Annotated in this window: 9 protein-coding genes and 1 tRNA gene; all 10 read left to right on the plus strand. The window is 63.7% G+C overall.

Annotated features, from left to right (window positions below):
- Window positions 1-1,185: elongation factor Tu (gene tuf / locus ACO6VK_RS18130; protein WP_422509598.1), on the plus strand; the 1,185-nt coding region annotated here is incomplete at its 5' end.
- Between the two features lie 100 nt (window positions 1,186-1,285).
- Window positions 1,286-1,361 (plus strand) — tRNA-Trp (locus ACO6VK_RS18135).
- Window positions 1,362-1,405: 44 nt separating this feature from the next.
- Entirely contained in the window at window positions 1,406-1,813 is a 408-nt protein-coding gene (gene secE / locus ACO6VK_RS18140) for a preprotein translocase subunit SecE (RefSeq protein WP_422509600.1), read from the plus strand.
- 10 nt (window positions 1,814-1,823) lie between these two features.
- Window positions 1,824-2,384, plus strand: a complete 561-nt coding sequence (gene nusG / locus ACO6VK_RS18145; protein ID WP_017356001.1) for a transcription termination/antitermination protein NusG — start codon at window positions 1,824-1,826, stop codon at window positions 2,382-2,384.
- 278 nt (window positions 2,385-2,662) lie between these two features.
- On the plus strand, window positions 2,663-3,091 hold the full coding sequence (rplK, locus tag ACO6VK_RS18150; protein WP_017356002.1) for a 50S ribosomal protein L11: 429 nt from the start codon (window positions 2,663-2,665) through the stop codon (window positions 3,089-3,091).
- Between the two features lie 4 nt (window positions 3,092-3,095).
- A complete protein-coding gene (gene rplA, locus ACO6VK_RS18155) occupies window positions 3,096-3,794 on the plus strand; it encodes a 50S ribosomal protein L1 (protein WP_017356003.1) in 699 nt (232 codons plus the stop codon).
- A gap of 386 nt (window positions 3,795-4,180) precedes the next feature.
- Window positions 4,181-4,714 (plus strand): 50S ribosomal protein L10, encoded by a 534-nt coding sequence (gene rplJ / locus ACO6VK_RS18160; RefSeq protein WP_017356004.1) that lies wholly within the window; start codon window positions 4,181-4,183, stop codon window positions 4,712-4,714.
- 62 nt (window positions 4,715-4,776) lie between these two features.
- Window positions 4,777-5,145 carry a 50S ribosomal protein L7/L12 gene (gene rplL, locus ACO6VK_RS18165; RefSeq protein ID WP_411850009.1) on the plus strand — a complete coding sequence of 123 codons (369 nt, stop codon included), beginning with the start codon at window positions 4,777-4,779 and terminating at the stop codon, window positions 5,143-5,145.
- A gap of 297 nt (window positions 5,146-5,442) precedes the next feature.
- The gene (gene rpoB, locus ACO6VK_RS18170; RefSeq protein ID WP_422509604.1) at window positions 5,443-9,597 is read left to right on the plus strand and encodes a DNA-directed RNA polymerase subunit beta; all 4,155 of its coding nucleotides are present in this window, start codon (window positions 5,443-5,445) and stop codon (window positions 9,595-9,597) included.
- A 91-nt stretch (window positions 9,598-9,688) separates the two neighbouring features.
- Window positions 9,689-13,930, plus strand: coding sequence for a DNA-directed RNA polymerase subunit beta' (gene rpoC / locus ACO6VK_RS18175; RefSeq protein ID WP_422509606.1), 4,242 nt, complete (start codon window positions 9,689-9,691; stop codon window positions 13,928-13,930).
- The last annotated feature ends 301 nt before the right edge of the window (window positions 13,931-14,231 follow it).

The raw sequence follows: 14,231 nt of genomic DNA on the forward strand, positions 1-14,231 counted from the left end.
AAGGGTAAGTTCGAGCGCACCAAGCCGCACGTCAACGTCGGCACCATCGGTCACGTCGATCACGGCAAGACCACGCTGACCGCCGCACTGACCAAGATCGGTGCCGAGCGCTTCGGTGGCGAGTTCAAGGATTACTCCGCGATCGACGCCGCGCCGGAAGAAAAGGCACGTGGCATCACGATCTCGACCGCACACGTCGAATACGAATCCACCGAGCGTCATTACGCCCACGTGGATTGCCCGGGCCATGCTGACTACGTCAAGAACATGATCACCGGTGCTGCCCAGATGGACGGCGCGATCCTGGTGTGCTCGGCCGCTGACGGCCCGATGCCGCAGACCCGCGAGCACATCCTGCTGTCGCGTCAGGTCGGCGTGCCGTACATCGTCGTGTTCCTGAACAAGGCCGACATGGTGGACGACGCCGAGCTGCTGGAACTGGTCGAAATGGAAGTCCGCGAGCTGCTGAGCAAGTACGACTTCCCGGGCGACGACACCCCGATCATCGCGGGTTCGGCCCGTCTGGCGCTGGAAGGCGACCAGAGCGACATCGGCGTGCCGGCCGTGATCAAGCTGGTCGAAGCTCTCGACAGCTGGATCCCGACCCCGGAACGCGACATCGACAAGCCGTTCCTGATGCCGGTGGAAGACGTGTTCTCGATCTCGGGCCGCGGCACCGTGGTGACCGGTCGTATCGAGCGCGGCGTGATCAAGGTCGGCGAAGAAATCGAAATCGTCGGTATCCGTCCGGTCCAGAAGACCACCGTCACCGGCGTGGAAATGTTCCGCAAGCTGCTCGACCAGGGTCAGGCAGGCGACAACGCCGGTCTGCTGCTGCGCGGCACCAAGCGTGACGACGTCGAGCGTGGCCAGGTCCTGGCCAAGCCGGGTTCGATCAAGCCGCACACCCAGTTCGACGCCGAAGTCTACGTCCTGTCCAAGGACGAAGGCGGCCGCCACACCCCGTTCTTCAAGGGCTACCGTCCGCAGTTCTACTTCCGTACCACCGACATCACCGGTGCGGTCGAGCTGCCGGAAGGCGTGGAAATGGTCATGCCGGGCGACAACGTGAAGATGGTTGTCACCCTGATCAACCCGGTGGCAATGGACGAAGGTCTGCGCTTCGCAATTCGCGAAGGCGGCCGTACCGTCGGCGCCGGCGTGGTCTCCAAGATCATCGCGTAATTTCGTAATACCGGCGGTTGCATAGCTCCGCCGGTCTCGCGAATGGCGGGCCGGGAACCTCGGTCCGCCTTCGCCGTCTAAGGGAAGGCAGTTTTTCAGTACGCCAGTAGCTCAATTGGCAGAGCAGCGGTCTCCAAAACCGCAGGTTGGGGGTTCGAGTCCCTCCTGGCGTGCCACTTCTCCCTTCCAGCGGCCATGCCGCCACTGTAGCCAGAGCCGGATGAACAGCAAGATCGAGCATTCCAAAGACACCGCCTCCACCGGGGGTGATATCGTCAAGTACGCCGTTGCAGCCATCCTGGTTGTCGCGGGTCTTTTTGCTTGGTTCTGGTTCGGTGCTCCCGAGCATGCTTCCCAGAGTGCATGGGCCGGTCCGCTTCGCGGTCTGGCCGTTGTGGTTGGCCTGGTGGCCGGCCTTGGCGTGTTCCTGCTGACCGGCAAGGGTCGCGACACGCGTGAATTCCTTTCCGAATCGCGTTTCGAACTGCGCAAGGTGGTCTGGCCGACGCGCCAGGAAGCCATTCGCATGACCTGGGTGGTGGTCGTTGTCGTGATCATCCTCAGCCTGCTGCTGGGCGGATTTGATTTCCTGATTCAGAAAGCGACCCAGTGGTTCCTGGGTCGATAAGGAGAAACCAGTGAAGCGTTGGTACGTCGTTCACGCCTATTCGGGCTTCGAAAAGTCGGTGGCGCAGGCTCTGCGCGATCGCATCGTGCGTGACGAGATGCAGGAGCGCTTCGGTGACGTCCTGGTCCCGACCGAGGAAGTGGTCGAAATGCGCTCCGGCCAGAAGCGCCGTTCCGAGCGCAAGTTCTTCCCGGGTTACGTGCTGGTCCAGATCGAGACCCACGAAGAAAACGGTATCCCGCGCATCGACAACGAAAGTTGGCATCTGGTGAAGGACACCTCCAAGGTGATGGGCTTCATCGGCGGCACCGCCGATCGTCCGCTGCCGATCCGTGATGAAGAGGCTGCCGCCATCCTGGACCGCGTTCAGGAAGGTGTGGAAAAGCCCCGTCCGAAGGTGCTGTTCGAGCCGGGCCAGATGGTCCGCGTCACCGAGGGTCCGTTCAACGACTTCAATGGCGTTGTCGAAGAGGTCAACTACGAGAAGAGCCGTCTGCGCGTCTCGGTGCTGATCTTCGGTCGCGCCACGCCGGTCGAGCTCGAGTTCGGCCAGGTCGAAAAGGCCGTCTGACCCCCGGACTGAATGGCGGGGTCCCCGGATCCCGCAGCCGTAGAGCCGGGCGCTGCCCGGCTGCACTGCCACGCAGGGCCGGCCTTTGCCCGGCCGCATTCAGACACCCGTTCGAAAACCTGATATAGTGCGCGGCTTCCTGCCAGGAAGCTGGCAAAAGCAAGGGCCGCCGCAAGGTGGCCTTCTGCGTGAATTCAAAACGCGATGCCGGGACGCGTGATTCCCGGTCCGATGGGGAGCCTGTTGTCGCAAGGCGCTAGCACCCGGAGAGTACTCACATGGCAAAGAAAGTTGTCGGTTATATCAAGCTGCAGGTGAAGGCCGGTCAGGCCAACCCCTCGCCGCCGGTCGGTCCTGCGCTGGGTCAGCGCGGCCTGAACATCATGGAATTCTGCAAGGCCTTCAATGCCGCCACGCAGAAGCTGGAGCCGGGTCTGCCGGTCCCGGTGATCATCACGGCCTATTCGGACCGTACCTTCACCTTCATCACCAAGAGCACCCCGGCTGCCGTGCTGCTCAAGAAGGCTGCTGGCATCTCCTCGGGCTCCAAGCGCCCGAACACCGACAAGGTGGGCAAGGTGACCCGTAAGCAGCTGGAAGAAATCGCCAAGACCAAGGAAGCCGACCTGACGGCCGCCGACCTGGACGCCGCGGTGCGCACGATTGCCGGTTCTGCCCGTTCCATGGGCCTCGTGGTGGAGGGTTAAGAAGATGGCACAGACCAAGCGTGAGAAGGCCATCAAGGCCGCCGTCGTCCCGGGTAAGGCATATGCCTTCGAGGACGCGATCAAGATCCTGAAGACCGCTACCAAGGCCAAGTTCGTCGAGTCCTTCGACGTTGCTGTGCGCCTGGGCGTGGACGCCAAGAAGTCCGACCAGCAGGTGCGCGGTTCCACCGTGCTGCCGGCCGGTACCGGCAAGAGCGTGCGCGTTGCCGTCTTCGCCCCGGCCGGTGCCAAGGCTGACGAAGCCCTGGCCGCTGGCGCCGAAGCCGTCGGTATGGACGACCTGGCCGAGAAGATGCAGGCCGGCGATCTGAACTACGACGTCGTGATCGCGACCCCGGACGCCATGCGCGTCGTGGGTAAGCTGGGCACCGTGCTCGGCCCGCGCGGCCTGATGCCGAACCCGAAGGTCGGCACCGTGTCGGCCAACCCGGGCGAAGCCGTCAAGAATGCCAAGTCGGGTCAGGTGCGTTACCGCACCGACAAGGCCGGCATCATCCACTGCACCATCGGCAAGGCCGACTTCGCCGAAGACGCGCTGAAGTCGAACCTGCAGGCGCTGCTGATGGACCTGATCAAGGCCAAGCCGGCTACCTCGAAGGGCACCTACCTGCAGAAGGTTTCGGTCAGCTCGACGATGGGCCCGGGCGTCACCGTCGACCAGTCGTCGCTGACCCTGAAGTAATCGTTTCAAGCGGGTACGCGGCTCCGGTCGCGTACCCGTGACATTTGAAGGCAATCCGAGCGGGCACGCCCGCGACGATAGCCGTCAAAGACCGCAGGCGCGGTCGTTGCACACCGGCGACGGGCAGGGATGCTCGCATTGGCAGGGAGTCGCCGCCGGCGCAGTACCGATCGCTTAATCGATTCCCCCGGGAATCACCCTGCGTAGATGGTGCCCTTCTGGAGTTTTTCTGGTTTACGCACGTCTGGGTTCTCCCAGGTTGGCCATCCAGGTCTAGAACGGCCCACCCTTGGAACATCGTCCCGATGTTCCCGGCGTCCAGGAGGGATGCCGCCCAGGACCGCACACGGCAGGAGCCGTAAGCGGAGTTCAATTGGAGGAGTGCAATGGCTCTCAATCTGTCCCAGAAGCAAGAAGTAGTCGCCGAGCTGGCAGACGTCGCCGCCAAGGCCCACTCCTTGATCGCAGCCGAATACGCTGGCACCACGGTCGCTCAGATGACCGCGATGCGCAAGCAGGCTCGCGAAACCGGCGTTTTCTTGAAAGTTGTCAAGAACACCCTGGCTTCGCGTGCCGTTGAAGGCACCGAGTTCGCAGTGGCACAGGACAAGCTGGTTGGTCCGCTGCTGTATGCGTTCTCGCTCGAGGAGCCCGGCGCTGCCGGTCGCCTGATCAAGGAAGCCGCCAAGACCAACGACAAGCTCAAGGCTAAGGTCGTTTCGATTGGTGGTGAAGTGTTCCCGGCTAGCCACGTTGACGTGCTGGCATCGCTGCCGACCCGCGATCAGGCCCTGGCCATGCTGGCCCGCGTCCTGACCGAGCCGGTCACGATGTTCGCCCGCGCCATCAAGGCCATCGGTGACAAGCAGAATGGCGGTGAAACCGCTGACGCTGCTGAACCGGTCGCCGAGACCGCCTGAGTCGACGTTTCCGTGGTTCCGAACGGAACCTCAACCCAGAAAATTATCCAAAGGTAATCAAAATGTCCCTTACCAACGAACAGATCGTCGACGCCATCGCCGAGAAGTCCCTGATGGAAGTGATGGAGCTGGTCAAGGCCATCGAAGAGAAGTTCGGCGTCTCCGCCGCTGCTCCGGTCGCCGTGGCTGCTGCCGCTGGCCCGGCTGCTGCCGTCGAAGAGCAGACCGAGTTCGACGTCATCCTGAAGTCGGCCGGCGACAAGAAGGTCGAAGTCATTAAGGCTGTCCGCGCCATCACCGGCCTGGGCCTGAAGGAAGCGAAGGACCTGGCTGAAGCCGGCGGCATGATCAAGGAAGCCGCTTCGAAGGACGACGCTGCCAAGTTCAAGAAGGACCTGGAAGCTGCTGGCGCGACTGTCGAAGTCAAGTAAGCAGTTCCTTGCCTCGCCATCGAATCACGGCGATGCAGCCAAGGCTGGGGGCGTAAGCCCCCGGCCTTTGGTCGTTTCACGCAATACCGGATGTAACTAGCCCAACACGGGCTGCGGTCATGCCCCGCCACAGCAGCGCCCAGGCGCGCGGGCAGGGTAGTGGATGCAGACGAGTTGGCAGTTGGAAGTAGCGGGAGAAGGCGTGCTGGTGCCGGCAATACCAGCGACTTCCAACTGACAATTTCAGTTTCCCTTCGGGTCGTGGACGCACGATCCGCACAGCCAAGGTGATACCTCATGACGTCTTATTCGTTCACCGAAAAGAAGCGTATCCGCAAGGATTTCGGCAAGCAGCGCTCGATCCTCGAAGTGCCGTTCCTGCTCGCCATCCAGGTGGATTCCTACCGTGAATTCCTGCAGGAAAACGTCGATCCGGCCAAGCGCACGGACCACGGCCTGCACGCGGCCCTGAAGTCGGTGTTCCCGATTTCCAGCTACAGCGGCAACGCTGCCCTGGAGTACGTCGGCTACAAGCTCGGCGATCCCGTGTTCGACGAGCGCGAGTGCCGCCAGCGTGGCATGAGCTACGGCGCGCCGCTGCGCGTGACCGTGCGCCTGGTGATCTACGACCGTGAGTCGTCCACCAAGGCCATCAAGTACGTGAAGGAGCAGGAGGTCTATCTCGGCGAGATTCCGCTGATGACCGAGAACGGCACCTTCATCGTCAACGGTACCGAGCGCGTCATCGTGTCGCAGCTGCACCGTTCGCCGGGCGTGTTCTTCGACCACGACCGTGGCAAGACCCACAGCTCGGGCAAGCTGCTGTACAGCGCCCGCATCATCCCCTACCGCGGCTCCTGGCTGGACTTCGAGTTCGACCCGAAGGACGCGCTGTTCACCCGTATCGACCGTCGCCGCAAGCTGCCGGTGTCGATCCTGCTGCGTGCGCTGGGCTACAGCAACGAAGAAATGCTGGCCGAGTTCTTCGAGATCAACACGTTCCACATCAATCCCGATGAAGGCGTGCAGCTCGAACTGGTCGCCGAGCGTCTGCGCGGCGAAACCCTGAACTTCGACCTGGCCGACGGCGACAAGGTCATCGTCGAAGCCGGCAAGCGCATCACCGCGCGCCACGTCAAGCAGCTGGAAGCCTCGGGCATTGCCGCCCTGGCCGTGCCGGACGACTACATCGTCGGCCGCATCCTGTCGCACGACGTCGTCGACGCCAACACCGGTGAGCTGCTGGCCCAGGCCAACGACGAAATCACCGACGAGCAGCTGCAGGCCTTCCGCAAGGCTGGCGTGGATGCCGTGGGCACCCTGTGGGTGAACGATCTCGATCGTGGTCCGTACCTGTCCAACACCCTGCGCATCGATCCGACCAAGACGCAGCTGGAAGCGCTGGTCGAAATCTACCGCATGATGCGTCCGGGCGAGCCGCCGACCAAGGATGCCGCGCAGAACCTGTTCCACAACCTGTTCTTCACCTTCGAGCGCTACGACCTGTCCACGGTCGGCCGCATGAAGTTCAACCGCCGTGTCGGCCGCAAGGAAGTCACCGGCGAAGCCGTGCTGTACGACCGCAAGTACTTCGGCGAGCGCAACGACGAAGAGTCCAAGCGCCTGGTCGCCGAGCACGGCGACAGCTCCGACATCCTGGACGTGATCAAGGTTCTGACCGAGATCCGCAACGGTCGCGGCGTGGTCGATGACATCGATCACCTGGGCAACCGTCGCGTGCGTTCGGTCGGCGAAATGGCCGAGAACGTGTTCCGCGTGGGCCTGGTCCGCGTCGAGCGCGCGGTCAAGGAGCGCCTGTCGATGGCCGAGTCCGAAGGCCTGACCCCGCAGGAGCTGATCAACGCCAAGCCGGTCGCCGCTGCCATCAAGGAGTTCTTCGGCTCCTCGCAGCTGTCGCAGTTCATGGATCAGAACAACCCGCTGTCGGAAGTGACGCACAAGCGTCGCGTCTCCGCACTGGGCCCGGGCGGTCTGACCCGCGAACGCGCCGGCTTCGAAGTGCGCGACGTTCACCCGACCCACTACGGCCGCGTCTGCACCATCGAAACGCCGGAAGGCCCGAACATCGGCCTGATCAACTCGCTGGCCGTGTACGCCCGCACCAACCAGTACGGCTTCCTTGAAACCCCGTACCGCAAGGTGTCCGACGGCAAGGTCTCCGACGAGATCGAGTTCCTGTCGGCGATCGAAGAGAACGAGTACGTCATCGCACAGGCCAACGCCCTGACCGACGCCAAGAGCATGCTCACCGAGCAGTTCGTGCCGTGCCGTTACCAGGGTGAGTCGCTGCTGAAGCCGCCGGCGGAAGTCCACTTCATGGACGTCTCGCCGATGCAGACCGTGTCGATCGCAGCCGCGCTGGTTCCGTTCCTGGAACACGATGACGCCAACCGTGCACTGATGGGCGCCAACATGCAGCGCCAGGCCGTGCCGACCCTGCGTGCGCAGAAGCCGCTGGTGGGTACCGGTATCGAACGCGCCGTGGCCCGCGACTCGGGTGTGACCGTGAACGCCCGTCGTGGCGGCGAGATCGTGCAGATCGACGCCGGCCGCATCGTGGTCAAGGTCAACGAGTCGGAGATCACCGACGCGACCGACGCCGGCGTGGACATCTACAACCTGATCAAGTACACCCGCTCCAACCAGAACACCTGCATCAACCAGCGTCCGCTGGTCGAAGTGGGCAACGTGGTGGCGCGTGGCGACGTGCTGGCTGACGGTCCGTCCACCGACATCGGCGAACTGGCCCTGGGCCAGAACATGCTGATCGCGTTCATGCCGTGGAACGGCTACAACTTCGAAGACTCCATCCTGCTCTCCGAGCGCGTGGTGGAAGAAGATCGTTACACCACGATCCACATCGAAGAGCTGACCTGCGTTGCGCGTGACACCAAGCTGGGGCCGGAGGAAATCTCCGCCGACATCCCGAACGTGTCCGAGCAGGCGCTGAACCGCCTGGACGAATCCGGCGTGGTGTACATCGGTGCCGAAGTGCGCGCCGGCGACATCATGGTCGGCAAGGTCACGCCGAAGGGCGAAAGCCAGCTGACCCCGGAAGAGAAGCTGCTGCGTGCGATCTTCGGCGAGAAGGCGTCCGACGTTAAGGACAGCTCGCTGCGCGTGCCGCCGGGCATGGACGGCACCGTCATCGACGTGCAGGTCTTCACCCGCGACGGGATCGAGAAGGACAAGCGTGCGCGCCAGATCGAGGAAAGCGAGATCAAGCGCGTCAAGAAGGACTTCGACGACCAGTTCCGCATCCTGGAAGGCGCCATCTACGCCCGTCTGCGTTCGCAGATCGTGGGCAAGGTGGTCAACGGCGGCGCCGGCCTGAAGAAGGGCGACAGCGTCACCGACGCCTACCTGGACGGCCTGAAGAAGGCTGACTGGTTCGCGCTGCGCATGAAGGACGAGGACGCATCGGAAGCCATCGAACGCGCACAGAAGCAGATCCAGGCGCACGAGAAGGAATTCGAGCGTCGCTTCGCCGACAAGCGCGGCAAGATCACCGCGGGCGACGACCTTGCCCCGGGCGTGCTGAAGATGGTCAAGGTGTTCCTGGCCGTGAAGCGCCGCATCCAGCCGGGCGACAAGATGGCAGGCCGCCACGGCAACAAGGGTGTGGTCTCCAACGTGGTGCCGGTCGAGGACATGCCGTACATGGCCTCGGGCGAAACCGTGGACATCGTGCTGAACCCGCTGGGCGTGCCCTCGCGTATGAACATCGGGCAGATCCTGGAAGTGCATCTGGGTTGGGCCGCCAAGGGCCTGGGCCGCAAGATCCAGGGCATGCTCGAGGCGCAGGCCGCGATCACCCAGCTGCGCAGCTTCCTGGACGACATCTACAACCACGACAAGACCCAGCACGCCAACCACGTGGATCTGTCGCAGTTCAGCGATGAAGAACTGCTGCGTCTGGCCAACAACCTGACCGACGGCGTGCCGATGGCCACCCCGGTGTTCGACGGTGCGACCGAGGCCGAGATCAAGCGCATGCTCGAACTCGCCGACCTGCCGCTGAGCGGCCAGACCCAGCTGTATGACGGCCGCACCGGTGAGGCGTTCGATCGCCACACCACCGTCGGCTACATGCACTACCTGAAGCTGAACCACCTGGTCGACGACAAGATGCACGCCCGTTCGACCGGTCCGTACTCGCTCGTTACCCAGCAGCCGCTGGGCGGCAAGGCGCAGTTCGGCGGCCAGCGCTTCGGTGAAATGGAAGTCTGGGCGCTGGAAGCCTACGGCGCGGCCTACACCCTGCAGGAAATGCTGACGGTGAAGTCCGATGACGTGCAGGGTCGTAACCAGATGTACAAGAACATCGTCGACGGTGAGCACGAGATGGTCGCGGGCATGCCGGAATCCTTCAACGTGCTCGTGAAGGAAATCCGCTCGCTGGCCATCAACATGGAACTGGACGGCAACTGATCGTGCAGGCGCGGCTGCCCCGGCAGCCGCGCCGCCGGATGTGACCTGACAGCCCCATCGACACGAGATTTCCTCCTTTCGGAGAAACACCATGAAAGACTTGCTGAACCTCTTCAACCAGCAGCGCCAGACGCTGGACTTCGACGCGATCAAGATCGCGCTGGCCTCGCCGGACCTGATCCGTTCGTGGTCCTTCGGCGAAGTGAAGAAGCCGGAAACCATCAACTACCGTACCTTCAAGCCGGAGCGTGACGGCCTGTTCTGCGCCGCCATCTTCGGGCCGGTCAAGGACTACGAGTGCCTGTGCGGCAAGTACAAGCGCATGAAGCACCGCGGCGTCGTCTGCGAAAAGTGCGGCACCGAAGTCACCCTGGCCAAGGTGCGCCGCGAGCGCATGGGCCACATCGACCTGGCATCGCCGGTCGCGCACATCTGGTTCCTCAAGTCGCTGCCGTCGCGCATCGGCCTGATGCTGGACATGACCCTGCGTGACATCGAGCGCGTGCTGTACTTCGAAGCGTACGTGGTGACCGAGCCGGGCCTGACCGCCCTGGAGCGCCGCCAGCTGCTGACCGAAGAACAGTACCTGCAGGCGCGCCAGGAGCACGGCGACGACTTCGACGCCGCTATGGGCGCCGAGGCCGTGTACGAGCTGCTGCGCACCATCGACCTGCAGTCGGAAATGACCCGCCTGCGCGAAGAAATCGCCAGCACCGGTTCGGAAACCAAGCTGAAGCGACTGACCAAGCGCATCAAGCTGGTCGAGGCCTTCCTCGAGTCGGGCAACCGTCCGGAGTGGATGGTCATGACCGTGCTGCCGGTGCTGCCGCCGGACCTGCGTCCGCTGGTGCCGCTGGACGGTGGCCGCTTCGCGACCTCCGACCTGAACGACCTGTACCGCCGCGTCATCAACCGCAACAACCGCCTGCGCCGCCTGCTCGAGCTGAACGCGCCGGACATCATCGTGCGCAATGAAAAGCGCATGCTGCAGGAATCGGTCGATGCGCTGCTGGACAACGGTCGTCGCGGCCGTGCCATCACCGGCACCAACAAGCGCCCGCTGAAGTCGCTGGCCGACATGATCAAGGGCAAGCAGGGTCGCTTCCGTCAGAACCTGCTGGGCAAGCGCGTGGACTACTCGGGCCGTTCGGTCATCGTGGTCGGTCCGTACCTGCGCCTGCACCAGTGCGGCCTGCCGAAGAAGATGGCGCTGGAACTGTTCAAGCCGTTCGTGTTCGCCAAGCTGCAGCGTCGTGGCCTGGCCACCACCATCAAGGCCGCCAAGAAGCTGGTTGAGCGCGAAGAAGCCGAAGTCTGGGACATCCTGGAAGAGGTCATCCGCGAACACCCGGTGATGCTGAACCGTGCGCCGACCCTGCACCGTCTGGGCATCCAGGCGTTCGAGCCGGTGCTGATCGAAGGCAAGGCCATCCAGCTGCACCCGCTGGTCTGCACCGCGTTCAACGCCGACTTCGACGGTGACCAGATGGCCGTCCACGTGCCGCTCTCGCTGGAAGCCCAGCTGGAAGCGCGTGCGCTGATGATGTCGACCAACAACATCCTGTCGCCGGCCAACGGCGAGCCGATCATCGTGCCGTCGCAGGACGTGGTGCTGGGTCTGTACTACATGACCCGCGCCCTGGAAAACAAGAAGGGCGAGGGCATGGCCTTCGCCAACATCGCCGAAGTCAAGCGCGCCTATGACAACCGCGTGGTGGAACTGCACGCCAAGGTCAAGGTCCGCATCACCGAGGTGGTGACCGACGAGAACGGCGACAAGCAGAACAAGACCTCGATCGTGGACACCACGATCGGTCGCGCCCTGCTGGCTGAAATCCTGCCGGAAGGCCTGCCGTTCGCCCTGGCCAACGTCGAGTTGACCAAGAAGAACATCAGCCGCCTGATCAACTCCAGCTACCGTCAGCTGGGCTTGAAGGACACGGTCGTGTTCGCCGACAAGCTGATGTACACCGGCTTCGCCTACGCAACCCGCGCCGGCGTGTCGATCGGTATCGACGACATGCTGATCCCGGACGAGAAGCGCGGCATCCTCACCGAGGCCGAAGCCGAAGTGCTGGAAATCCAGGAGCAGTACCAGTCGGGCCTGGTCACCGCCGGCGAGCGCTACAACAAGGTGGTCGACATCTGGTCGCGCACCAACGAACGCATCGCCAAGGCGATGATGGACACCATCGGTACCGAGAAGGTGGTCAACGCCAAGGGCGAGACCATCGACCAGAAGTCGATGAACTCGCTGTACATCATGGCGGACTCCGGTGCCCGTGGTTCGCAGGCGCAGATCCGTCAGCTGGCCGGTATGCGCGGCCTGATGGCCCGTCCGGATGGCTCGATCATCGAAACGCCCATCAAGGCGAACTTCCGTGAAGGCCTGAACGTGCAGGAGTACTTCAACTCCACCCACGGTGCCCGTAAGGGTCTGGCCGATACCGCGCTGAAGACGGCGAACTCGGGTTACCTGACCCGTCGTCTGGTCGACGTGGCGCAGGACGTGGTCATCACCGAGGTGGATTGCGGTACCACCGAAGGCCTGACCATGACCCCGATCGTGGAAGGCGGCGACGTTGTGGAGCCGTTGAAGGAGCGCGTGCTGGGTCGCGTCGTGGCCGAGGACGTGTTCCTGCCGGGCAACGATGAAGATCCGATCGTGACCCGCAACACCCTGCTGGACGAACAGTGGGTGGCCAAGCTGGAAGATGCCGGCGTGCAGAGCATCAAGGTGCGCTCGACCATCTCCTGCGCCTCGGCGTTCGGCGTCTGCGGTCGCTGCTACGGCCGCGATCTGGCCCGTGGCCACATCGTCAACATCGGTGAAGCGGTGGGCGTCATCGCCGCACAGTCGATCGGTGAGCCGGGTACCCAGCTGACCATGCGTACGTTCCACATCGGTGGTGCGGCATCGCGTGCGGCTGCGGTGGACAACATCACGGTGAAGACCACCGGTTCGGTGAAGTTCAACAACCTGAAGTCCGTCGAGCACGCCAATGGTTCGCTGGTGGCGGTGTCGCGCTCGGGCGAAATCTCGGTGCTGGATGCGCACGGCCGTGAGCGTGAGCGTTACAAGCTCCCGTACGGCTCGATGATCGCGTCCAAGGACGGCGATGCAGTGAAGGCTGGCCAGACCGTGGCCAACTGGGATCCGCATAACCACCCGATCGTGTCCGAAGTGGCGGGTTTCATCCGCTTCATCGACTTCATCGACGGCGTCACCGTCATCGAGAAGACCGACGAACTGACCGGCCTGGCGTCGCGCGAAATCACCGACCCGAAGCGTCGTGGTTCGCAGGCCAAGGATCTGCGTCCGATCGTGCGTATCGTGGACGGCAAGGGCAATGACCTGACCATCCCGAACACCGATCTGCCGGCCCAGTACCTGCTGCCGCCGCGTTCCATCGTCAACCTGCAGGACGGCGCCGCCGTCGGCGTGGGCGACGTGGTCGCCAAGATCCCGCAGGAAGCGTCCAAGACCCGCGACATCACCGGTGGTCTGCCGCGCGTGGCCGATCTGTTCGAAGCACGCAAGCCGAAGGATCCCGCGATCCTCGCCGAGCGTTCGGGCATCATCAGCTTCGGCAAGGACACCAAGGGCAAGCAGCGCCTGATCATCAAGGACACCGATGGTTCGGAACACGAAGAGCTGATTCCGAAGTACCGTCAGGTCATCGTGTTCGAAGGCGAGCACGTGACCAAGGGCGAAACCATCGTGGACGGCGAACCGAGCCCGCAGGACATCCTGCGTCTGCTGGGCGTCGAGCCGCTGGCCGCCTACCTGGTCAAGGAAATCCAGGACGTGTACCGCCTGCAGGGCGTGAAGATCAACGACAAGCACATTGAAGTGATCACCCGCCAGATGCTGCGCAAGGTCGAAATCACCGACCAGGGCAGCAGCAAGTTCCTCAACGGTGAGCAGGCCGAGCGCCAGCGCGTCATCGAGGAAAATGCACGCCTGACCGTCCGCAACGAGCTGATCGCGCGTTTCGACCCGGTCCTGCTGGGCATCACCAAGGCGTCGCTGGCCACCGAGTCGTTCATCTCGGCCGCGTCGTTCCAGGAAACCACCCGCGTGCTGACCGAAGCTGCCGTCCGCGGCACCTCGGACAACCTGCGCGGCCTGAAGGAAAACGTCATCGTCGGCCGCCTGATTCCGGCGGGTACCGGCCTGGCGTACCACTCCCAGCGTCGTCGCGGTGCCTCTGGCCTGACCGACTCGGAGCTGCAGACCCTGGCCGGCACCCCGGTCGTGGCCGAGGCCGCTCCGGTGGCCGTGGCCGTGGTCGAGTCGACCGACACCGACCCGGCTGTGGGCGAAGAATGAAAAACCCGGTCCGGCCGCAAGGCCGGACCACCTTCGCGTAGCGGCGGACCGCTGGTCCGACGACATTCGAAGCCCTTCGCGTAGCGGCGGACCGCTGGTCCGACGACATTCGAAGGGGCAGGGCACCACCCCGGTGGTTCCCTGACCTTCCTGCCGGTGGCGTCCGCGCCACCGATAGGGTAGGATGCCGGCCGGCCCACGCATGGGTCGGTTGACAACCTGAACGGGGGGCAAGGAGAAGGCTCCCCTGTAACGGCCCAGGATCAGGGCTGGCTTGGCGTGCGCGCGGTTGACTGCGTTT

It is taken from the genome of Stenotrophomonas sp. GZD-301 (assembly GCF_049310345.1).
Classification (GTDB): Bacteria; Pseudomonadota; Gammaproteobacteria; order Xanthomonadales; family Xanthomonadaceae; genus Stenotrophomonas.

Bases quoted from the DNA above. Each gene is read 5' to 3' on its own strand.
- rplK (WP_017356002.1), top strand. From the start codon at position 2,663: ATGGCAAAGAAAGTTGTCGGTTATATCAAGCTGCAGGTGAAGGCCGGT.
- rpoC (WP_422509606.1), top strand. From the start codon at position 9,689: ATGAAAGACTTGCTGAACCTCTTCAACCAGCAGCGCCAGACGCTGGAC.
- rplL (WP_411850009.1), top strand. From the start codon at position 4,777: ATGTCCCTTACCAACGAACAGATCGTCGACGCCATCGCCGAGAAGTCC.
- rpoB (WP_422509604.1), top strand. From the start codon at position 5,443: ATGACGTCTTATTCGTTCACCGAAAAGAAGCGTATCCGCAAGGATTTC.
- rplJ (WP_017356004.1), top strand. From the start codon at position 4,181: ATGGCTCTCAATCTGTCCCAGAAGCAAGAAGTAGTCGCCGAGCTGGCA.
- secE (WP_422509600.1), top strand. From the start codon at position 1,406: ATGAACAGCAAGATCGAGCATTCCAAAGACACCGCCTCCACCGGGGGT.
- rplA (WP_017356003.1), top strand. From the start codon at position 3,096: ATGGCACAGACCAAGCGTGAGAAGGCCATCAAGGCCGCCGTCGTCCCG.